At 59.6% G+C, this 20,691-nt stretch carries 19 protein-coding genes; 8 read left to right on the forward strand and 11 right to left on the reverse strand.

Annotated elements, in window-relative coordinates; translation table 11 throughout:
• Window positions 1-101 precede the first annotated feature (101 nt).
• Window positions 102-1,202: a glycine-betaine demethylase subunit GbcB gene (gene gbcB / locus GVN17_RS13045; RefSeq protein ID WP_166595683.1), complete on the reverse strand. Its 1,101-nt coding sequence runs from the start codon at window positions 1,200-1,202 to the stop codon at window positions 102-104.
• A 331-nt stretch (window positions 1,203-1,533) separates the two neighbouring features.
• Here gbcB and gbcA point away from each other — a divergent pair, with 331 nt between their 5' ends.
• The 3 genes from gbcA (at window position 1,534) to GVN17_RS29680 (ending at window position 4,377) form a co-directional block, all read left to right on the forward strand.
• The gene (gbcA, locus tag GVN17_RS13050) at window positions 1,534-2,832 is read left to right on the forward strand and encodes a glycine-betaine demethylase subunit GbcA (RefSeq protein WP_166595684.1); all 1,299 of its coding nucleotides are present in this window, start codon (window positions 1,534-1,536) and stop codon (window positions 2,830-2,832) included.
• Between the two features lie 1,030 nt (window positions 2,833-3,862).
• A complete protein-coding gene (locus tag GVN17_RS29675; RefSeq protein WP_256665212.1) occupies window positions 3,863-4,090 on the forward strand; it encodes a hypothetical protein in 228 nt (75 codons plus the stop codon).
• A gap of 149 nt (window positions 4,091-4,239) precedes the next feature.
• Window positions 4,240-4,377, forward strand: a complete 138-nt coding sequence (locus GVN17_RS29680) for a hypothetical protein (protein ID WP_256665213.1) — start codon at window positions 4,240-4,242, stop codon at window positions 4,375-4,377.
• 48 nt (window positions 4,378-4,425) lie between these two features.
• Here GVN17_RS29680 and GVN17_RS13060 read toward each other — a convergent pair whose 3' ends face one another.
• From GVN17_RS13060 to GVN17_RS13085, 6 genes are all read right to left on the reverse strand, one after another.
• Complete coding sequence (locus GVN17_RS13060) at window positions 4,426-5,229, reverse strand: electron transfer flavoprotein subunit beta (protein ID WP_166595685.1); 804 nt, start codon at window positions 5,227-5,229, stop codon at window positions 4,426-4,428.
• The gene (locus GVN17_RS13065) at window positions 5,219-6,439 is read right to left on the reverse strand and encodes an electron transfer flavoprotein subunit alpha/FixB family protein (RefSeq protein ID WP_166595686.1); all 1,221 of its coding nucleotides are present in this window, start codon (window positions 6,437-6,439) and stop codon (window positions 5,219-5,221) included. The genes GVN17_RS13060 and GVN17_RS13065 overlap by 11 nt, the downstream gene beginning before the upstream one ends.
• A complete protein-coding gene (gene dgcB / locus GVN17_RS13070) occupies window positions 6,439-8,385 on the reverse strand; it encodes a dimethylglycine demethylation protein DgcB (RefSeq protein WP_166595687.1) in 1,947 nt (648 codons plus the stop codon). Before dgcB ends, GVN17_RS13065 begins: the two co-directional genes overlap by 1 nt.
• Window positions 8,386-8,497: 112 nt before the next feature.
• Window positions 8,498-10,558, reverse strand: coding sequence for a dimethylglycine demethylation protein DgcA (dgcA, locus tag GVN17_RS13075; protein WP_166595688.1), 2,061 nt, complete (start codon window positions 10,556-10,558; stop codon window positions 8,498-8,500).
• A 15-nt stretch (window positions 10,559-10,573) separates the two neighbouring features.
• Window positions 10,574-11,104, reverse strand: coding sequence for a DUF5943 domain-containing protein (locus GVN17_RS13080; RefSeq protein WP_166595689.1), 531 nt, complete (start codon window positions 11,102-11,104; stop codon window positions 10,574-10,576).
• Between the two features lie 74 nt (window positions 11,105-11,178).
• Entirely contained in the window at window positions 11,179-12,156 is a 978-nt protein-coding gene (locus tag GVN17_RS13085) for a dipeptidase (protein ID WP_166595690.1), read from the reverse strand.
• Between the two features lie 228 nt (window positions 12,157-12,384).
• On the opposite strand from GVN17_RS13085, the gene GVN17_RS13090 reads away from it, so the two are divergent.
• Both GVN17_RS13090 and GVN17_RS13095 read left to right on the forward strand, forming a co-directional pair.
• Window positions 12,385-12,789 (forward strand): lysozyme inhibitor LprI family protein, encoded by a 405-nt coding sequence (locus GVN17_RS13090; RefSeq protein ID WP_166595691.1) that lies wholly within the window; start codon window positions 12,385-12,387, stop codon window positions 12,787-12,789.
• A gap of 48 nt (window positions 12,790-12,837) precedes the next feature.
• The gene (locus GVN17_RS13095) at window positions 12,838-13,260 is read left to right on the forward strand and encodes a DUF3010 family protein (protein WP_166595692.1); all 423 of its coding nucleotides are present in this window, start codon (window positions 12,838-12,840) and stop codon (window positions 13,258-13,260) included.
• 72 nt (window positions 13,261-13,332) lie between these two features.
• On the opposite strand, the gene GVN17_RS13100 is transcribed toward GVN17_RS13095, so the two are convergent.
• Entirely contained in the window at window positions 13,333-14,292 is a 960-nt protein-coding gene (locus GVN17_RS13100) for a GlxA family transcriptional regulator (protein WP_166595693.1), read from the reverse strand.
• A gap of 221 nt (window positions 14,293-14,513) precedes the next feature.
• Between GVN17_RS13100 and GVN17_RS13105 the strand changes: the two genes are divergently transcribed.
• From GVN17_RS13105 to GVN17_RS13115, 3 genes are all read left to right on the forward strand, one after another.
• Window positions 14,514-15,401 carry a 3-keto-5-aminohexanoate cleavage protein gene (locus GVN17_RS13105; protein WP_166595694.1) on the forward strand — a complete coding sequence of 296 codons (888 nt, stop codon included), beginning with the start codon at window positions 14,514-14,516 and terminating at the stop codon, window positions 15,399-15,401.
• 184 nt (window positions 15,402-15,585) lie between these two features.
• A complete protein-coding gene (locus GVN17_RS13110; RefSeq protein WP_166595695.1) occupies window positions 15,586-16,551 on the forward strand; it encodes an L-carnitine dehydrogenase in 966 nt (321 codons plus the stop codon).
• 165 nt (window positions 16,552-16,716) lie between these two features.
• On the forward strand, window positions 16,717-17,193 hold the full coding sequence (locus tag GVN17_RS13115; RefSeq protein ID WP_166595696.1) for a thioesterase family protein: 477 nt from the start codon (window positions 16,717-16,719) through the stop codon (window positions 17,191-17,193).
• Window positions 17,194-17,273: 80 nt separating this feature from the next.
• Here the strand turns inward: GVN17_RS13115 and GVN17_RS13120 are convergent, their stop codons facing one another.
• The 3 genes from GVN17_RS13120 to GVN17_RS13130 all read right to left on the reverse strand — a co-directional run bounded on the left by GVN17_RS13120 (window position 17,274) and on the right by GVN17_RS13130 (window position 20,606).
• Window positions 17,274-18,542, reverse strand: a complete 1,269-nt coding sequence (locus tag GVN17_RS13120; RefSeq protein WP_166595697.1) for an MFS transporter — start codon at window positions 18,540-18,542, stop codon at window positions 17,274-17,276.
• Window positions 18,543-18,633: 91 nt separating this feature from the next.
• Window positions 18,634-19,512, reverse strand: a complete 879-nt coding sequence (locus tag GVN17_RS13125) for an alpha/beta fold hydrolase (protein WP_166595698.1) — start codon at window positions 19,510-19,512, stop codon at window positions 18,634-18,636.
• Between the two features lie 74 nt (window positions 19,513-19,586).
• Entirely contained in the window at window positions 19,587-20,606 is a 1,020-nt protein-coding gene (locus tag GVN17_RS13130; RefSeq protein ID WP_166595699.1) for a PdxA family protein, read from the reverse strand.
• Between the last annotated feature and the right edge of the window lie 85 nt (window positions 20,607-20,691).

Consider the following 20,691-nt stretch of genomic DNA (forward strand, 5'->3'; position numbering starts at 1 on the left):
AATTCATTCGCGATGAGGCCAAGCCAGACGATAGTTATCTATCAACTGAAAGACCTATCGCGGATGAATCCGCTCCCACAGTTTTGATCGCAGCGAGTGGATCAATACTCGATTCGCACGTCGCCCTTCGGAATGCTGCAGCACGACAGGATGTAGCCTTCTTCCACGTCGTCGTCGGTAATGCCGCCGTTGTGTTCCATCTCGACTTCGCCGCTCAGCTTCATCACCTTGCAGGTCCCGCAGATGCCCATACCGCAGGCTTTCGGGATCATCAGGCCCAGCTTGGCAGCGGCGGCGTGAACGGTTTCGCCTGGCGCCACGCGGATGCTCTTGCCGGTGTCGGTGAACTCGACCTGGTGCAGTTCGGCAATATCGATTTCCGGCGCGTCGGCGGCCTGTTCGGCGTGTTCCACGGCGTCGGCGCGGGCTTCGGGCGGCGTCGCTCCGAAGGATTCCTCGTGGTACTGGGCCATGTTGAAGCCGTTGGCTTCCAGCAGGCGCTTGACCGCGTTCATGTATGGGGTCGGGCCGCAGCAGAAGACTTCACGTTCCATGAAGTCCGGCGCCATCAGCTCCAGCATCTTTTGGTTCAGGTAGCCGCGATAACCGGCCCATGGTTCGCCGAGACCGTGCTTCTCACAGACGATGTGCAGCGAGAAGTTATTGATTCGCGACGCCATCTGCTCAAGTTCGCGGTGGTAGATGATGTCTTTTGGCGAACGGGAGCTGTGAACGAACACCATGTCGACGTTGGCGTTGGTGTCGTAATACCAGCGCGCCATGGACATGACCGGCGTGATGCCGACGCCGCCGCTGAGGTACAAAATCTTCGGGTTCGGGAAGTCGATGGCGTTGAACAGCCCGACAGGCCCGTGAACCGCGAGCTCCTGGCCTTCATGCAGGGTGTCGTGAAGCCAGTTCGAAACCTTGCCGCCCGGCACGCGCTTGATGGTGATCGAGAAGCTGTACGGCACCGAGGGCGAGCTGGAAATGGTGTAGGAGCGCATGGTCGGCACGCCGTCGATTTCCAGCTCCAGGGTGACGAACTGGCCCGGCTTGAAAAAGAACAGGATCGGCTGGTCGGCCATGAAGCAAAAAGTGCGAACGTCCCAGGTTTCCTGGATCACTTTGACGACGCGCACAAGGTGGCGGCCATTGGCCCAGGTCTGCGTGGTAACCGGGCTGAGGAAACTCTGGGACATACTCACTCTCCACGGCCGACTGTCGGCCTCTTATGGTGGCGATTCTGCGTAACGCACGAGCCGCCTATTTACCTATCAGCGACATTCACATACTTATGGCGACCAGCCCCGATCTATAGGGGCTGCGTAGTCGGAAACGGATTCGGCCATGTCGCCCATGGATAAGGTTCGCGTCGCGACCGGCTACACACTCGCCGTCAATCGAATACAGATTTTTTACCTAATAAACATGAGCGACTTCCAAGACCGTCGCCTCGCGTGCCAGACACACAACACAACCGTATTAGCCACATTCGTAGGCCGCTGAAACCGCGACCTGAGGACTTGAAAGATGGACGTCACCGCAACTCTGAGCCTGGGCGATCCGCTGGAACCCGCACGCAAGGCAACCGCCGAAATGCTGCAGACCCGCGAGCGCACTTACTCGCTGCCGCAGCCTTTCTACAGCGATGAGCGGCTGTTTGAAATCGACATGCAGGAAATCTTTCAAAAGGAATGGCTGATCGCGGGCATGACCAGCGAGATTCCGGCCAAAGGTAACTTCCTGACGCTGGAAATCGGCAAGAACCCGATCCTGGTCGTGCGCAAGCCTGACGGCACCGTCGCCGCGTTCCACAACGTCTGCCGCCACCGCGGTTCGCGTCTGTGCACCAAAGAGAAAGGCAAGGTCGCCAAACTGGTGTGCCCGTACCACCAGTGGACCTACGAGCTCGACGGCCGCCTGCTGTATGCGGGCACCGAAATGGGCGCCGACTTCGACATGCAGAAGTTCAGCCTCAAGCCTGTGCACTGCAAAGTGTCCGGCGGCTACATCTTCATCAGCCTGGCGCAAAACCCGCCGGCCATCGACGAGTTCCTGCAGACGCTGAATCACTACATGGAACCGTACGACATGGAAAACACCAAGGTGGCGGTGCAAACCACCTTGATCGAGAAGGCCAACTGGAAGCTGGTGCTGGAAAACAACCGCGAGTGCTACCACTGCAGCGGTTCGCACCCCGAACTGCTGAACACCCTGCTGGAGTGGGACGACACCAACGATCCGCGCGCCGACCAGAAATTCAAGGATCACGTCGCTGAATCCGCCGCCGCGTGGGAAGCCGAGAAGATCCCTTACCTGCACAAGAGCTTCGGCCTGCGTAACCGCATCGTGCGCATGCCACTGCTGAAGGGCACCGTGTCCATGACCATGGACGGCCAGCAAGGCAGCAAGAAACTCATGGGCCGCATCAAGAACCCGGATCTGGGCTCGATGCGCATCCTGCACCTGCCGCACTCGTGGAACCACTGCATGGGCGATCACGTCATCGTGTTCACCGTATGGCCGCTGAGCGCCCAGGAAACCATGGTCACCACCAAATGGCTGGTGCACAAAGACGCCGTCGAAGGCGTGGACTACGACGTCGCGCGCCTGCGTGAAGTCTGGGACGCCACCAACGACCAGGACCGTCGTCTGGCGGAAGAAAACCAGCGCGGCATCAACTCCGTCGCCTACCAGCCAGGTCCGTACTCGCAAACCTACGAGTTCGGCGTGGTCAACTTCATCGACTGGTACAGCGCCAAGCTGCTGGAAAACATGGGCGCAGAGCCTGCGCCTTATTTGAAGGGTGTGGCGGTTAATCACGAGTAAACCGGTGGTCCTATAGCAACACCGCTTGCTGGCGGTGGCGATTTCCAACTCGCTACCGCCAGCAAGCCGGACTGCTACACGTCCTGGTGGAATCTTCAGGCTTTATTTGATCAAAAAAACACCAAAGCTCGGTTATACCCATCCCGCTGCACCTCTCCAGCATCCGCAAACAACTTATCCACAGCAAAACCCACAGCAATTGGGGGAAGTCAAATCTCGTCTGTGCAAAAAACCAGGAAAAACCGTGACTTATTTAACCTGGTGGGAATGAGACATGGCTGATTATATTTTGATCAAACCTCCGAAAGGCACGGAATATATGGCTCACAGAGGGTCGCGAACACCTTATCCACAGAATCGCCAACAGAGATTGTGCGCAACTTCGCGCAATAAGCTCATGACTGTGGAAAAGAGTATTGACTGCTGAGATCCAGAGAACTGAAAAGCTTAATCGTCAGACAAACGTCGGATTGATCAATATTTGCACAATTGCTTTAAAGCCCCGTGTTATAGGGCCCGTAGAGAATAGCGAACATCTTATCCACATAGACACGCACAAAGAATGTGGGCAGAACTGCGCGCAATTTCGAGTTGGCTGTGGAGAAAAAACCGTTTAAACACCGCGAGATAGGTCGGTTAATTTTTAACCTTCGACTTGTAAGCCACGCAATACAAGGCCTGCAGAAATGGCTGAACAGTTTATCCACAGGTGGGTTAGCAGGGATTGTGGGTATGTGGACAGGTTGGAGGGCGCAAGAATCGGAAGCGTCTGACAGTCAAATGACTTCACATTCCATAGACTGCCGATACAGCAAACCTAGAGGAATTCACCCATGTACGAATGGACTCCCTTTTCTCCCAAAGTAATTCTCGAAGCGAATCGCCGGCTATCCCAGCGTAAACAAGGAACCTCTTTCGCACTGCCTGCGGAGCTGACAGGAATCTTCAACTTCAGGCCGAAGACTACCGAGGAACTTAGCGAAGCATTCCGGGCGGCTTCTCGAAAGCTTAGACAAGGGACCCAAGCGTAATGAACGCGCGCTACAACCACATTTTCAACGCGCTGGTCGCCGACGAAGACGACATTCTTGGACAATTGGCTTATGCCGCCTATAAGCGCCAAAAAATTGAGTTCATTCAAGCTTTCAAAGACAAGAACGGCACCGATCCAGAGGACAAGGTCTTGTTCCATTCCACGACATCAGCAACGGGCCTTGCCAGCTGGAAAACTACCGCACCCAAGCCGCAAAGCTTGTAAAGGCGTTTTCCGAGGCGTCGCTAGCCTCCGAAGTGGACGGGCTCCGACAATTTTATTCAGAGAAAGCCAGCAATGAGATCCGCTCGGCCAGACCAGGATTCTGGAAAGGTATATCACAGAGCGTTTTGGGGTCTGGAGCGTTCACCCTCTTGATCGGATGTCTGGTGTTCTTCACCTGGAGCCTCAAGCAAGGCCCTCGCCACGTGATAGAGAAGGTTTTCGATGTGACCATCGTCGATATCGTGTCCAGCGGGCCGACAGTTGCCGTGGATGATCTGCAACTCTAAACACAAAAAGCGCCAAACAGGCGCCTTTTGCGTGAGAAGAGAGAGCCCTTAACGCACCACTCCCTCCTCCACCAACAACTTCAAAATCGCCGCAGCGCCTTCCTGGGGGCTTACGCCTTTAAGCACTTGCCCGCCACCGCCGCTGGCTTTTGCCGTCGCCGCTTTCATCCGGTCCGCTCCGCTCTTCGCCTTGATCACTTTCAAGCGTTTCGGCCGAGGTTTGGCCGGGGTCAGTTCGGCGCCTGTGAATAACTCGTCGATGGTGACTTCAATGTCTTCCACGTCCAGCGTGCCGCGTTGTGCCGGGCCGTAGGCACTTTGACGCGGTTTCGGCGCGGCGTTATCCACAGTGGCGAGAAACGGCAGACGAACCTTCAGGCGGCGACGCTGACCCCGTGGCAACGCCTGGAGCACCTGAGCGCTGCCGTTGCTGATGGACTCCACTTCAGCCATCCCCACCACCAGTGGCCAGCCGAGCTTTTCGGCGAGCAGGTAGGGCAGCATGCCGGAGCCTTCGCCGGTTTCGGCTTGAGTGCCCGCCAGCACCAGCTGTACGCCGGATTCGCGAATGTAATCGGCCAGCCCTGGCAGCGCATCGGCGCCTTCGGGCTGATCGAGGACGTGCAGTTCTTTCAGGCCCATACCGAGATAGGCACGCAGCGCGGGCTCTTCGGCATTGCCGGCGTGCAGCACGTGCAAGTTATCCCCAGCCAGTTGCAGGCCCAGCTCAACCGCACGGGCATCCTGTTCGGCGCGGCGTGGACGCCGCGAGGTCGGGTGCGCGCCAATGGAAACGAGGCTGATGACGTGCAGAGCGGCTTTATCCACAGGCAGTTTTTTGTCAGGCAGCATCGCGTTTCGCCTCGTTCCGGTAGGCCTCGACGGCTTCGATGAGCGCGTTGAGGATTTCAGCGCTTTCGCCAATCACTGACAAATCAGCACGTTTGATCATGTCGCAGGTTGGATCAAGGTTGATCGCCACGACTTTGTCGCACGCGCCGATGCCTTGTAAGTGCTGGATCGCACCTGAGATACCCACAGCCACGTAAACCCGGGCCGTGACCCAGGTGCCCGATGCGCCGACCTGGCGATCGCGGGTCATGAAGCCATCGTCCACCGCCACGCGGGAGGCGCCTTCGGTGGCGCCCAGCGCAGCAGCAGTACGGTGGAACAGCCCCCAATCTTTCACGCCATTGCCGCCAGAGAAAATGAATTCCGCTTCGGCCATGGGGATAAGTGCAGGGTCAACCGCCACCGCGCCGAGGTCTTCGATGCGCGGTAGGCTGCGGGCGATGGTTGTGGACAACTCGACCGGCAGGGCTTCGTGGCGGGTCTCGCTGACCGGTTCGGCACACTCGGCGGCGGCCAGGATGAGGCGAGAAACTGCACGGGAAATATCTTCACGGCCAGCGCCAGCGCGGCCTGTAGCCTGTTGATCCTTGATCTGCCAAACCCGCGTCGCCGGGCGTTCACCCAAGCTGGCGGCAAAGCGACGGCCCAACTCGCCACCACCGGTGCGGCTATCAGGCAGCAGCCAGTGGCGTGGGTCGAACTGGTTATCCACAGCCCGCAAACCTTGCACGCGCTGTTCCGGTGAGTAACCTGCGAATTCGTTGCCTTCCAGTACCAGCAGACGATCCACGCCAGCGGTTTCGAACGCACTTTCCTTATGCTCGCCGAAAACCACGGCCAGTACGGCGCCGTCGCTGCCCGCCAGACCATGGGCCAGGCCCAGCAGGTCGCGGTCGTGGCTGCTCAGGCGACCGCCGACCATGTCAGGAACGACCGCAATGAAAAACGCCGGATCAGCCACTTGATGCAGCGGCAATTGCACTTCAACGGAAGCCGAACGCTTCGTGGTCCCGCCCTGCTGTGCGCCACTGCGGTCGATGCGCTTGATGCCGTTGGGGCCAATGAAACCAATGCCATGCAGGTTTTTGCGGATGATACCGTTCGGTCCCATCCAGCTGGACTGCGCCGGTTGCATGGCGGCGTGCAGCGGGTGCAAGCGGTTGCGGGCGATCCACTCGGCACGAGGGTCGCGGCGGATAATGTCGCTCATCAATGCGCCTCCGCAGGTTCACGTTTGGTCGGTGCCGGTTTGACCGGTGCAGCGTCTTCGAGCAGCGCGTCGGCCACCAGTTCGGCGATGTCCTTGATCATCGGGCGTGGTTCGACCACACCTTCCAGCATCGCGGTGCACTGTGGGCAACCCACGGCCACCAGTTCGGCGCCGGTTTCGCGGATGTCTTCCATGCGCATGTCGGGTATCCGCTGTTTGCCCGGAATGTCGGTGATCGGCGCGCCGCCACCGCCGCCGCAGCAACGGGAGCGGAAACCGGAGCGCTGCATTTCCTTGACCTCAATACCCAGCGCCTTGAGCACGTCGCGCGGCGCTTCGTACTCGCCGTTGTATCGTCCCAGGTAGCACGGGTCGTGATAGGTCACGCTGGAGCCTTTGTGCTGGCCCAGATTCAGCGCGCCACCGCCGATCAGCTCGGCCATGTAAGTGCTGTGGTGCTGCACGAGGTAGTTGCCGTCAAAGGCGCCGTACTCGTTTTTCAGCACGTGGAAACTGTGGGGATCGCAGGTGACGATGCGTTTGAAGCTGTATTTCGACAGCGTCTGAATGTTGCGTTTGGCGAGCATCTGGAAGGTCGCTTCGTCACCCAGACGACGGGCCACGTCACCGCTGTCGCGCTCTTCCAGGCCCAGTACTGCAAAGTCGACTTTCGCCGCTTTCAGCACTTTGACGAAGGCGCGCAGCGTACGCTGGTTGCGCATGTCGAACGCGCCATCACCGACCCAGAACAGAACGTCGGTCGCCTTCTTTTCACTCATGACACTGAGGTTCAGGTCAGCCGCCCAGTTCATACGGCCGCCCGGTGCAAAGCCGCCCGGGTTGTCGGTGGCGATGAGGTTTTCCAGCACTTCGGCACCCTTGTTCGGGGTCGCGCCTTTTTCCAGGGTCAGGTGGCGGCGCATGTCGACGATGGCGTCCACGTGCTCGATCATCATCGGGCACTCTTCCACGCAGGCGCGGCAGGTGGTGCATGACCACAGGGTTTCGGCATCGACCAGACCGTTGACGATGGGTTGATGCGGGTTGCCTTTGTGTTCGCCGATTGCTTTGCCTGGATAAGGGCTGCCTGCGAAGTTTGCGTCAGTGCCGCCCGCCAGACCGACGACCATGTCCTGAATCAGCTTTTTCGGGTTCAGCGGCTGGCCAGCGGCGAACGCAGGGCACGCTGCTTCGCACTTACCGCACTGCACGCAGGCGTCGAAGCCCAGCAGTTGGTTCCAGGTGAAATCCTTGGGTTTTTCCACGCCCAGCGGCGCGGTCGGGTCGGCCAGGTCCAGCGGTTTCAGGCCGGTCGAACGACCACCGCCAAAGCGCTCGGCGCGACGGTGCCACGCCAGGTGCAGCGCACCGGCGAAGGCATGCTTCATCGGGCCGCCCCAGGTCATGCCGAAGAACAATTCGGAAACGCCCCACAGCACGCCGATCCCCAGGATGATTGCCAGCAGCCAGCCACCGAAGTTTTCCGGGAGGATGCCCGCGACCGGCAAGGTCACCAGAAAGAACGAGCCAGAGAACGCCAGCAAGCTTTTCGGCAGGCGCATCCACGGGCCTTTCGACAGGCGGCTAGGCGGGTTGCGGCGACGCATATAAACGAAGATCGCGCCGACGAACATCACCGCCGTCATCAGTAGCAGCGCGTAACCGAGAATGCGGTTATGCAGGCCGAAACCGTGGACCAGAATCGCCAGAATGATCGACGCCACCGCGCCGCCCGCCGTGGCGACGTGGGTGTTGGCGATGTATTTGTCCCGCGCGACCACGTGGTGCAGATCGACCATGTAGCGCTTGGGCATGGCCAGCAGGCCGCCCAGCAGATCGACCTTGGACGCACGCCCGTTGCGCCACATGGCCACCCGCCGCAAGGCGCCGAGGACACCAAGGCCCAAGGCGGCGAACAGCAGGATTGGAAGAAGGGTACTCAACATCAGACTCACCTCTGCGAGGTGCAAGCCACAAGCTGCAAGCTGCAAGAAAGAGCAACGGTGAACGCAGCGCTTTTAACTTGAAGCTTGCAGCTCAAAGCTCGCAGCTATGCCGTCAAAAATCCTTACAAAGCCGGAGCGCGTCATAGATGGCGGCATGGGTATTACGCTGCGCCACGCAGTCACCGATGCGGTACAGCAGATAGCCATCACCCGCCTGGCTCAACAACGGCTGAGGCTGGATCGCGAACAGTGCGTCGATGTCGATCTGACCCTTGTTGCGCGAATCTTCCTTCAGGCCGTAGTACAGCTCTTCGTCAGGACGCACGCCGTTCTCGATCACCACCTGGTCGATCACCCGCTCCTCTTTGGCGCCGGTGTATTCGTTCTCCAGCACCGCCACCAGCTTGTCGCCTTCGCGGTAGACCTTCTCCAGCATCATGTCGCCAGTCATGATGATTTCTTTCGGGTACATGCTGCGGTAGTACGTCGGGAACGACGTACCGCCCATGGCCACGCCCGGCTTGATGTCGTCGGTGACGATCTCGACCTGGCTGCCTTTGTCCGCCATGAAGTCGGCAACCGACATCCCGGTGAATTCACAGATAGTGTCGTAGACCAGCACGTTCTTGGCCGGCGCAACCTTGCCGTCCAGCACGTCCCAGCTGCTGACCACCAGTCCTTCAGCCGCGCCCCAGTGCTCGTTCTGTTCGATAAACGGGTGACCGCCCACTGCCAGCACCACCACATCCGGACGCAGGTCGCGAATGGTGGCGACATCGGCCGCGGTGCCCAGACGCAGATCGACCTTCAGACGCGCCAGTTCCAGCTGATACCAGCGGGTGATACCGGCGATCTGATCACGCTGCGGCGCTTTCGACGCCGTGGTGATCTGGCCGCCAATGGCGTCCTTCTTCTCGAACAGGGTCACGTCGTGGCCACGCTCGGCCGACACACGCGCTGCTTCCATCCCGGCAGGACCGGCACCGACGATCACCACTTTGCGTTTCACGCCGGTGGTTTTCTCGATGATGTGCGGCACACCCATGTATTCACGGGAGGTCGCGGCGTTCTGGATGCACAGCACGTCCAGACCCTGATACTGGCGGTCGATGCAGTAGTTGGCACCAACGCACTGACGAATTTGGTCCACCTGGCCCATCTTGATCTTGGTGATCAGGTGTGGGTCGGCGATGTGCGCGCGGGTCATGCCGACCATGTCGACGTAACCGCCTTCCAGAATACGCGTGGCCTGGTTCGGGTCCTTGATGTTCTGCGCGTGCAGAACCGGGGCCTTGACCACTTCCTTGATACCGGCCGCCAGGTGCAGGAACGGCTCCGGTGGATAACTCATGTTGGGGATAACGTTGGCCAGGGTGTTGTGCGTATCGCACCCCGAACCCACCACACCGATGAAGTCGATCATGCCGGTCTGGTCGTAATACTTGGCGATCTCTTTCATGTCTTCATGGCTGAGACCGTCCGGGTGGAACTCGTCGCCGCAGATACGCAGGCCCACGCAGAAGTCAGGACCGACTTCCTTACGCACAGCCTTGATCACTTCCAGACCGAAGCGCATGCGGTTTTCGAAGCTACCGCCCCACTCGTCGGTACGCTTGTTGACGCGCGGGCTCCAGAACTGGTCGATCATGTGCTGGTGCACGGCCGACAGTTCAACGCCGTCCAGGCCACCGGCCTTGGCGCGAGCCGCAGCGCTGGCGTAGTTGCCGATCACGCGCCAGATTTCTTCCGGCTCGATGGTCTTGCAGGTCGCGCGGTGAACAGGCTCGCGGATACCCGATGGCGACATCAGCGTCGGCCAATGGTCGCCGTCCCAACGGGAACGACGGCCCATGTGGGTAATCTGGATCATGATCTTGGCGCCGTGCTTGTGCATGGCGTCCGCGAGGTTCTGGAAGTGCGGAATGATCTTGTCAGTGGCCAGGTTGACCGACTTCCACCAGCTTTGCGGGCTGTCGATCGCCACGCTGGAAGAGCCGCCACAAATGGCCAGGCCGATGCCGCCTTTGGCTTTCTCCTCGTAATACTTCACGTAACGGTCGGTGGTCATGCCGCCATCGGTGGCATAAACCTCGGCGTGCGCGGTACTGAGGACGCGGTTGCGGATTGTCAGTTTGCCGATTTGAATCGGCTGAAACATTGCTTCGAAAGCCATCTCACGGTCCTCGGCTTACAACGGTTTTACGACGAACAGGCCATCTTCGTGGCCCTCTTCCGATCCGCCGTAAACCTGCTCGGCTACAGTGCGAACGGAACTGCCTTTGGCAGCGAGAATCTGGTCCATGGCGCCGGCGAACCAGCCTGTGAACATGTAATCGACCTTGCGACCAACCTTGCCGTACACGTAGACGAACGCCGAGTGCTCCAGCTTGACGCTGCAGGTGCCTTTATCCAGGTCGATTTCCTGGATCTTGAACAGGCCCCAGCCACGCTGCGACAGGCGGTTCATGTAGTGTTCAAACACCGCGACGCCTTCGATGCCGTGGCATTCGGCTTCTTTTTCGCACCAGTGCCAGGCGGACTTGTAACCGGCTTTGTACAGAATCTCGGCGTAGGCTTCAGCGCCCAGCACTTCCTCGATGCCCATGTGGTTGTTCACGAAGAAGTGACGCGGCACGTACAGCATTGGCAGGGCGTCGGAGGTCCAGACACCGGTCTCGCTGTCGACTTCGATTGGCAATTGCGGGGCGATCTTGGCCATGGAAACTTAACTCCAGAAAATTTTGTTGGATGCCCTCTCCGCGAACGGGAGAGGGAGGAATTCAGTAGAAAGGGTTACTCGCCCCAGACATCGCCCAGGATACGAACCCAGTTCTCGCCCATGATCTTGCGTACAACGCGCTCCGAATGGCCGCGTTTGAGCAGGGTTTCGGTCAGGTTCGGGAACTCGCCGACGGTACGGATACCCAGCGGGTTGATGATCTTGCCGAAGTTGGTCAGACGACGGGCGTAGCCCTTGTCGTGGGTCAGGTATTCGAAGAATTCCTGGCCGTGACCCTGGGTGAAGTCAGTGCCGATACCGATGGCGTCTTCGCCCACAATGTTCATCACGTATTCGATGGCTTCGGCGTAGTCGTCGATGGTCGAATCGATGCCCTTGGCCAGGAACGGCGCGAACATGGTCACGCCGACAAAGCCGCCGTGGTCAGCGATGAACTTCAGTTCGGCGTCGGATTTGTTGCGAGGGTGTTCTTTCAGACCCGAAGGCAGGCAGTGGGAATAGGTCACTGGCTTCTTCGATTCGAGGATGACTTCTTCGGAGGTCTTGGAGCCGACGTGGGACAGGTCGCACATGATGCCGACGCGGTTCATTTCCGCGACGATTTCACGCCCGAAGCCCGACAGGCCGCCGTCGCGCTCGTAGCAACCGGTGCCGACGAGATTCTGGGTGTTGTAGCACATCTGCACGATGCCCACGCCCAGCTGCTTGAAGATCTCGACGTAGCCGATCTGGTCTTCGAACGCGTGGGCGTTCTGGAAGCCGAACAGGATGCCGGTCTTGCCCAGCTCTTTCGCCTTGCGGATGTCAGCGGTGTTGCGCACCTGGATCACCAGGTCGCTGTTCTCGCGGATTAGCTTCTGGCTGGCAGCGATGCTGTCGACAGTCTGCTTGAAGCCTTCCCACACCGACACTGTGCAGTTGGCCATGGTCAGGCCACCTTTACGCATGTCTTCAAACAGCTCACGGTTCCATTTGGCAATGATCAGACCGTCAATAACGATGCTGTCTGCGTGCAATTCGGCTGGGCTCATCAGGCTGTCCCCTCTAGGTTAATCACGCGCCGAAACGTCTGCCGGCGCTTTGGGGCCAGCATATGCCTGAGGGTCGGACGAGCCGGGTGCAAAAACGACAGGGGAATTGCCGAAAGCGTCAAGAAACGACAAAGGGCGACCGCATGCATCTGCCGCCTGCGTTTGATAACTGTTCTTTGCCGCCGGGTTGGGCGAGAATTCCCGACATCACTGAATCGGGAAACCCCAATGAAGACGATTTTTCTGGCTCTGGCTCTATTCGCGACAGGCGCACATGCAGCGGCAAATCCGGACGCCACCCCTTGCGACGGCGTGGACGAGGACAAACAGACCCTGGAATGCTCCGTGTACAGCCGCGACACGGCGGTGAAACTGCTGGACGAAAACTTCGACAACCTGCAAGAGCGCGTGAATACCCAGTTCGGCGCCAACAAAGCACAGGCCAACGAATTCATCGCCAAGCTGAAAACCGCCCAGGATGCCTGGAAAAAACTGCGCGACGCCGACTGCGCCGTGGAAGTCTTCCCTGCCAAGCCTGGCACCAAAGAATTCAACATCGGCCAGAACGACTGCCTGGCGCGCACGAGCGACGAGCGGTCTGAGTATCTGGAAAGCATCGCCCAGTCTGAATGACGTTCGAATGCGCTACCCTGACGCCTTTTACAGGCTCAAGGTCAGCACATGAATATCTGCGGCGTAGAAATCAAAGGCAGCGAAGCCATTTTCGCTGTCGCCACTCGCGCCTCCGGCGCGCCTGAACATCTGCCACTGGCAACCAAAAAGATCGCCCTGGAAGACGATGACGAAGCCGCCAACGTCAAAGCGTTCGGGCGTCAAATCTCGACCTTCATTCACGAAAACGCCATCACCCACATCGCCATCAAAAAGCGCAGCAAAAAAGGCGAATTCGCAGGTGGCCCGACCACATTCAAGATCGAAACGATTTTTCAGCTGCTGGATGACTGCGACGTCGTGCTGTTGTCGCCCCAGACCATCAACGCGCAGATGAAAAAGCACAACTTCGAACTGCCTGCAGGACTGAATAAATATCAGCATGAGGCGTACAAAGCGGCGTGTTCGGCGTTGATGAAAGGCGGGAAGTGATTCGGGACTTATGGTCAATTATGGCCGCGGGTATAAATTATACCCGCGGCCATAATTGACCATAATTCAGAGTCAAACGACCTTGGGCTCCCGCGCCACCCGCCCACGATCCTCCCTTGGACATACCACGTACCGCGCCTTGTAACTGCGGGTGAAATACGACGGCGATTCAAACCCGCAGGCAATGCTGACCTCCAGCACACTCATGTCGCTCTGCCGCAGCAACTGTCGGGCCTTCTCAAGGCGCAGGCCGAGGTAAAAGTTGCTTGGCGTGTCATTCAGATGCAGACGAAACAGCCGCTCCAGTTGGCGGCGTGTCACCTGAATGCCTTCGGCCAATTCCAGCGTGCTCAGCGGCGGCTCGGTGTGCTGCTCCATCACGCCAATCACCTGCACCAGTTTCTTATTGTTGATGCCGTAGCGCGTGGCGATCTGCATGCGTTGGTGGTCTTTGCGCTGGCGGATGCGGCCCAGCACGAACTGTTCTGACACCTTGATCGCCAGATCCGGGCCGTGGGCCTGGCCGATGAGGTCGAGCATCAGGTCGATGGAGGCCGTACCGCCTGCCGAGCTGATGCGGCGGCGGTCGATTTCGAAGAGTTCCTGGGTCGCTTGCACCTTCGGATAAGTTTCCTTGAAGGCGTCGAGCGCTTCCCAATGCAGGGTCAAACGGTAGCCGTCCAACAGGTCCGCTTCGGCCAGTACGAAACTGCCGGTGTCGATGGCTCCCAGCGTCACACCTTCCAGATCGAGGCGTCGCAGCCAGTGCTCCAGCGTTGAGGTGTAACACTTCAGCGGGTCCACACTGGCCATGACGCACAACGTCGCGCCCTTTTTCAGCGGCTCCAGCGCGGCGTCGGCGTTCACCGACATGCCGTTGCTGGCGATCACCGGCCCGCCGTCGGCGCTCAGCACATGCCACCGATACAACTCGCCCCCAAACCGGTTGGCCACGCGCAGAGGCTCCAGCGCCGAGACGAAGCCCATCATGGAAAAACCGGGCATGAGCAGAAAATAGAAATCCTGGGACATCGTTGGCGCGTTCCTTGGGGATTTTTGTCGGGCAAAGCCTCTATAGCCGGTATGAGATACGCCTGTTCAGACACCGAGGCAATAACACAGGTCGCTCCCGTGCAAGAGCTTGTCGCCGCTGTGCGTTTTGAGGGGCCTTGGGCTGCGTAGCTTTGCACCTCAAAAGCAGGTGCTAAAAAGCCTGCGCCTCACACGACCCTGGCCTGCAAGGAACCTCACTCATGAATCACGACGTCATCATCACCTGCGCACTCACCGGTGCTGGCGACACGACCGGGAAAAGCCATCTGGTCCCGATCACCCCGAAACAGATCGCTGCGGCCGCCGTCGAGGCCGCTAAAGCAGGTGCGACCGTCGTGCATTGCCATGTGCGTGATCCGCAGACCGGCAAGTTCAGTCGTGACGTCGAGCTGTACCGCGAGACCATGGACCGCATCCGTGAAGCGGACATCGACATCATCGTCAACCTGACCGCAGGCATGGGTGGCGACCTGGAAATCGGCCCGGGCGAGCGTCCCACCGATTTCGGCCCGAACACTGACCTCGTCGGCCCGCTCGCCCGTCTGGCGCACGTCGAAGCGCTGCTGCCAGAAATCTGCACGCTGGACTGCGGCACCCTGAATTTCGGCGACGGCGACACCATTTATGTGTCTACCCCGGCGCAACTGCGTGCTGGCGCCAAGCGTATTCAGGAGCTGGGGGTGAAGGCCGAGCTGGAAATCTTCGACACCGGCCATCTCTGGTTCGCCAAGCAAATGATGAAAGAAGGCCTGCTTGACAACCCGCTGTTCCAGCTGTGCCTGGGCATCCCGTGGGGCGCCCCGGCGGACACCACTACGATGAAGGCCATGGTCGACAACCTGCCAGCGGACGTGGTCTGGGCCGGTTTCGGGATCGGACGCATGCAGATGCCGATGGCGGCGCAAGCGGTGCTGCTGGGCGGCAACGTGCGGGTCGGCCTGGAAGACAACATCTGGCTGGATAAAGGCGTGCTGGCAAGCAACGGCGCACTGGTCGAACGCGCCAGCGAAATCCTCAGCCGCATGGGTGCCCGGGTCATGACCCCGGCTGAAGGCCGCGTGAAGATGGGCCTGAAGAAGCGCTTTTGATTCAACAGCCATTCCCTCTGTAGGAGCGTGGCTCGTCCCGCGATCGGCCGGGTACCGGTCGTGAAACCGACAAACCGGGTGTGTCAGGCATACCGCATTCGTCGGGTTTGCTGCCGCTTCGCGGCAGATCGCGGGACAAGCCACGCTCCTACAGGGTTCTGCGAACTTTCTTTGAGTGATCACCATGACCTTCATCACCGAAATCAAAACCTTCGCCGCGCTGGGTAGCGGTGTCATTGGCAGCGGCTGGGTTGCCCGCGCCCTTGCCCACGGCCTCGACGTCGTCGCCTGGGACCCGGCACCGGGTGCCGAAGCCGCCCTGCGCAAACGCGTCGCCAACGCTTGGCCTGCGCTGGAGCAGAAAGGCCTGGCCGCTGGCGCCTCTCAAGATCGCCTGAAGTTCGTCGCGACCATCGAAGAATGCGTGCGCGATGCCGATTTCATTCAGGAAAGCGCCCCGGAGCGTCTGGACCTGAAGCTCGATTTGCACAGCAAGATCAGCGCCGCCGCCAAGCCCAACGCGATCATCGGCTCCAGCACCTCGGGTCTGCTGCCGTCGGAATTCTACGAAAGCGCGACCCACCCTGAACGCTGCGTGGTCGGCCACCCGTTTAACCCGGTTTACCTGCTGCCGTTGGTCGAGGTCGTCGGAGGCAAGAACACCGCACCCGAAGCCGTTCAGGCGGCGATCAAAGTGTACGAATCCCTTGGCATGCGCCCGCTGCATGTGCGCAAGGAAGTGCCGGGCTTCATCGCCGACCGTCTGCTCGAAGCGCTGTGGCGTGAGGCGCTGCACCTGGTCAACGATGGCGTGGCGACCACGGGTGAGATCGACGATGCGATCCGCTTTGGCGCCGGGCTGCGCTGGTCGTTCATGGGCACGTTCCTGACTTACACCCTGGCAGGCGGGGATGCGGGCATGCGGCATTTCATGGCGCAGTTTGGTCCGGCCCTTCAACTGCCGTGGACGTACCTGCCAGCGCCTGAGCTGACCGACAAGCTGATTGACGATGTGGTCGATGGCACCAGCGATCAGCTCGGCACGCACAGCATCTCGGCGCTGGAGCGTTATCGCGATGACTGCCTGCTGGCGGTGCTGGAAGCAGTGAAAGCCACCAAGGCCAAGCACGGGATGGCGTTTGAGGACTGATCAGCGCCTGATTGAATAACGCGCAACCTGTGGGAGCGAATCTATTCGCGATGCGGTGGTACAAACGATGGATCTGCGTCGGGTGTATCGGCCTCTCGCGAATGAATTCGCTCCTACAGGGGACCGCGCTGGCCCGCCACTCTGTGACCTTTCTGGATGTTTGCCATGCCCGCTCTGATCACCCACAAAACCCCGATCCTCCAGGATTGGGTGGACTACAACGGCCATCTTCGCGATGCGTTCTATCTGCTGATCTTCAGCTACGCCACCGACGCGTTCATGGACCGTATCGGCTTGGCCAGCGACGACCGGGCTGCCAGCGGCAACTCGCTGTTCACCCTGGAAGCCCACATCAACTACCTGCACGAAGTGAAACTCGGCGAAGAAGTCGAGGTGCGTACGCAGATCGTTGCTCATGACCTCAAACGCGTGCAGCTCTATCACAGCCTGTATAAAGCGGGTGGAGATGAAGAGCTTGCGGCCAGTGATCAGATGCTGCTGCATGTGGACCTCGCGGCAGGTCCCAAATCGGCGCCGTTCAGTGAGCAATCGCTGGAAGCATTGCGCTTGCTCAGTGAAGCGCAGCACGACCAACCGGCTCCAACGTATGTCGGTCGAGTGATCGCGCTACCGAAACGCTGATGTCCATGTGGCCGTGCGGCTCGCCGGCGGTGGCATGGGTGAAATCGCTTCCGCTTTCGAGCCGTACGGCTATCGATGATCTACGCCACCACCCGTTTCCCGGTGGACGGTGAAACGGAGCTGACAGCCGGTTCATCGTCCAGCTTGATGAACATCGCCAGCACCGGTCCCAGCAACACCACGACGATGGACGCCGAGAACGCCGCCATCCAATTGGTGCCTGTCACGTCCAGCAACCAGCCGATCACCACCGGCGACACCGCCCCTGCCACGGCCATGCCGAAGAAAGTGCACGCGCTGGAGGTGGCCGAATGCTCGTGAGAGACCTCCGTCCCGATCACCCACAACGGCGAGTCCGCCAGCTCCGAGCAGAAGAACGAAAAGCTCAGGCCTGCCGCACAGATGTAGATGTTTTGCGTGAACATCAGTGGAATCAGCCCGATGATCGACGCCAGAAAGCCAAAGATGATCAGATCACGACGCGAGCGCAGCTTGTTGCCGGTTACCTTGAACCGCCAATCCGAGAGCATTCCGCCCACTGCCGTACCAACCGTCCCGCCCAGCAATACGAAGGTGGAAAACAGCGCGGTCTTCGACAGATCCATCCCGTAACGCTGCGTGAAAAACGATGGAATCCAGTTCAGAAAAAACCACAACACCCAGCCGTGACAGAAACAGGTCGCTGCAGCCGGCCAGACTTTGCGCAACATCGTCGGCCAATGCACCGGCGTCGGTGCACGAACCGGCTCCATGACCACGGCTTCGACCTGTTTCTTCGACTCGCCGAGAATGAAGTACATGACAAACATGTAGATCAGCGTCAGCACACCCAGAATGATGAATGCCATACGCCACGAGAACTGCAGGATCAGGAAAGTCACGATCAGCGGCGCCAGCGCATTGGCCAGTCGTCCTGATGCATGCATCACGCCTTGGGCCGTGCCGCGCTGCGTGATGGGAATGGCCCGCGCGATCATCCGTGCGGCAGTCGGGTAGATCGGCGCCTCGCCAATACCGACCACGAATCGGGCAATGACCAGCACGACCAGCCCGCTGACCAGGCCGGTCGCAATCGTCGCCACCGACCAGATCACGCCGTACAACAACATCGCTTTGCGTGAGCCGATGCGGTCACTGAGCCAGCCGCCGGGGATCATGAAGCAGCTGTAGGCCACCGCAAAGGCCGAGAACATCATGCCGAGGTTGGTGTTGCTGAAACCCAGCTCTTTACTGATGGTGGGGGCGGCGACCGCCAGGTTGGTGCGGTCGACATACATGATGAAAGCCATGACGCAAAGCAACACGAAGGTCAGTGTCGCCCTGCGCTTTTGCGCATGAGTCGGTAACATTTTTTCCACCTGTTCTTATCTTTATCGTGGAACGAGCGGCCTTCCCGGCTTGGGTCAGGCCGCTCGCGTCGCTACTGCTGACAACTGCGACTTACTTGAAGAAGCCCTGCAACACCTCGTAGGTCTCGTCGGGGCACTCTTCCTGCAGGTAATGCCCTGAGGGCACGGTGGCCGTCTGCACGATATTGGTCGCGTAACGGCCCCAGACTTCGGCGGCGTTGTGATTGCGGCCGACGCCGCCTTTCTCGCCCCACACGATCAGCGACGGGATTTGCACCTTGCGGCCTGCGTCGAAGTCCGCGGTGTCCATGTCCAGATCGATGCCGAATGTGGCCCGGTAGTCTTCACACATGGCATGCGTGGTGGCCGGGTTCTTGATGCAGCGGATGTAATCGGCCAGCGCTTCAGGGCCGAAAAAGGCCGTGCCCTGCGCGGTTTTCGAGAGTTTGCGCAGGATGAAGAACTCGGGGTCGGCGTTCATCATGGTTTCCGGGGTCGGGTAATCCTGCGCCATGAAGAACCAGTGCCAGGAAAACTTGCCCCATTGCCGGGTGACGTTATTGAGCAAATGATGCTGCGGCAGCATGTCAACGAAGCCCGCTTTGAGCACTTTTTCAGGGTGATCGAGGCACATGCGATGCAGCACACGCGCGCCGCGATCATGCCCGGCGGCGTTGAACTGTTCGAAGCCCAGCGACTGCATGACTTCGACCTGATCCTGCGCCATGGAGCGGAACGAATAAGCCGAATGGTCGCCACCGCCTTCGGGTTTGGAGCTGTCGCCATAGCCGCGCAAATCGGTGCAGACAACGGTGAAATCCTTGGCCAGACGCGGCGCGATCTTGTGCCAGGACAGGTGATTGAACGGGTTGCCGTGCATCAGCAACAGGGGTGGTCCTTCGCCGCCGACGACGGTGACGATCTCGGCGCCGCTGGTTTTGACGGTGGTCTTGGTGAAATTCTCGAACATATCGCCAGCCTCTTTCTTATCGGTTTTATTCTTGAGTACGAACGTCCTTTACCAACCGGGTGAATTCCCTGTCCTTATGCGGTGGCCACCTCGCGCTTGAGTTTGCGGGCAGCCGCGTTGTCGGTGGCGACGCGGAAAGCCGCAGCCATAGCCCCCACGTCCGCCTTGCCGGTGCCGACGATGTCGTAGGCCACGCCGTGAGCGGGGGTTGCGTAGACCGTTTTCAATCCGCCGGTCAGGGTCACGCCTTGGGAGAAGCCGAGCAGCTTGGTCGCGATCTGGCCTTGGTCGTGGTACATGATCACCACCGCGTCGAAGTCCCCGTTGCGGGCCTTGATGAACACAGTGTCAGACGGGAACGGGCCTTCGCTGGCCAAGCCTTTGGCACGCAGTTTTTCGAGGGTCGGGCGGATGATCGTGATCTCTTCATCGCCAAACAGGCCGTTCTCGCCGTTGTGCGGATTGAGCGCGGCAACGCCGATGCGCGGCGCTGGATTACCGAGCGCTTTCAAGGTGTCGTGAGCCAGTTGCAGTGCGCCTTCGATGCGATCCGGCTGGACCATATCGACCGCTTTGCGCAGCGCGACATGGGACGTGACGCGGAACGTGGAAAACTGCGGGATGATGTTCACTTCGCCGAAGTAGCCGACATGATCGGTCCAGGCCGCGAACATCTGATGTTCATCGTGGTAATTCCAGCCGCCGCGATGCAGGCCTGCCTTGTTGAGCGGCGCGAAACAAATGCCGTCGAGTTCGCCAGCCAGTGCAAGATCGGTCATCACTTTGAGGGTTTCGCCGGTCAGGCGACCGGATTCGGCGTTGACCTGGCCGCGTTCGAACAACGAAGGGTCAACGTTGTGCAAGTCCAGCAAGGGAATGGCTTCGCCGCTGTGATCGGCGTCGCTGAGGGTCGAGATAACGGTGTAAGGGATGGTCAAGCCTGCGTCATGCATCCCCAATTGCAGGACACGTTCGTCACCGATGATCACCACGTCAGCCCGTTCACGCGCCAGGGGAGTCGAGAGCAGCTTCACCACCAACTCAGGGCCGATGCCTGTGACATCACCGAGCATAAGTCCAATCAGAGGCTTCATCAGGTGTTTCTCCGGTTCAGTTTTGTTTTTGTAGTGATCCTCATCCTAGACCTGCCCTGTTCCCCAACAACGTGCAAACCGTGGC

Origin of the sequence: Pseudomonas sp. SLFW (assembly GCF_009905615.1) — a bacterium.
Classification (GTDB): domain Bacteria; phylum Pseudomonadota; class Gammaproteobacteria; order Pseudomonadales; family Pseudomonadaceae; genus Aquipseudomonas; species Aquipseudomonas bambusae.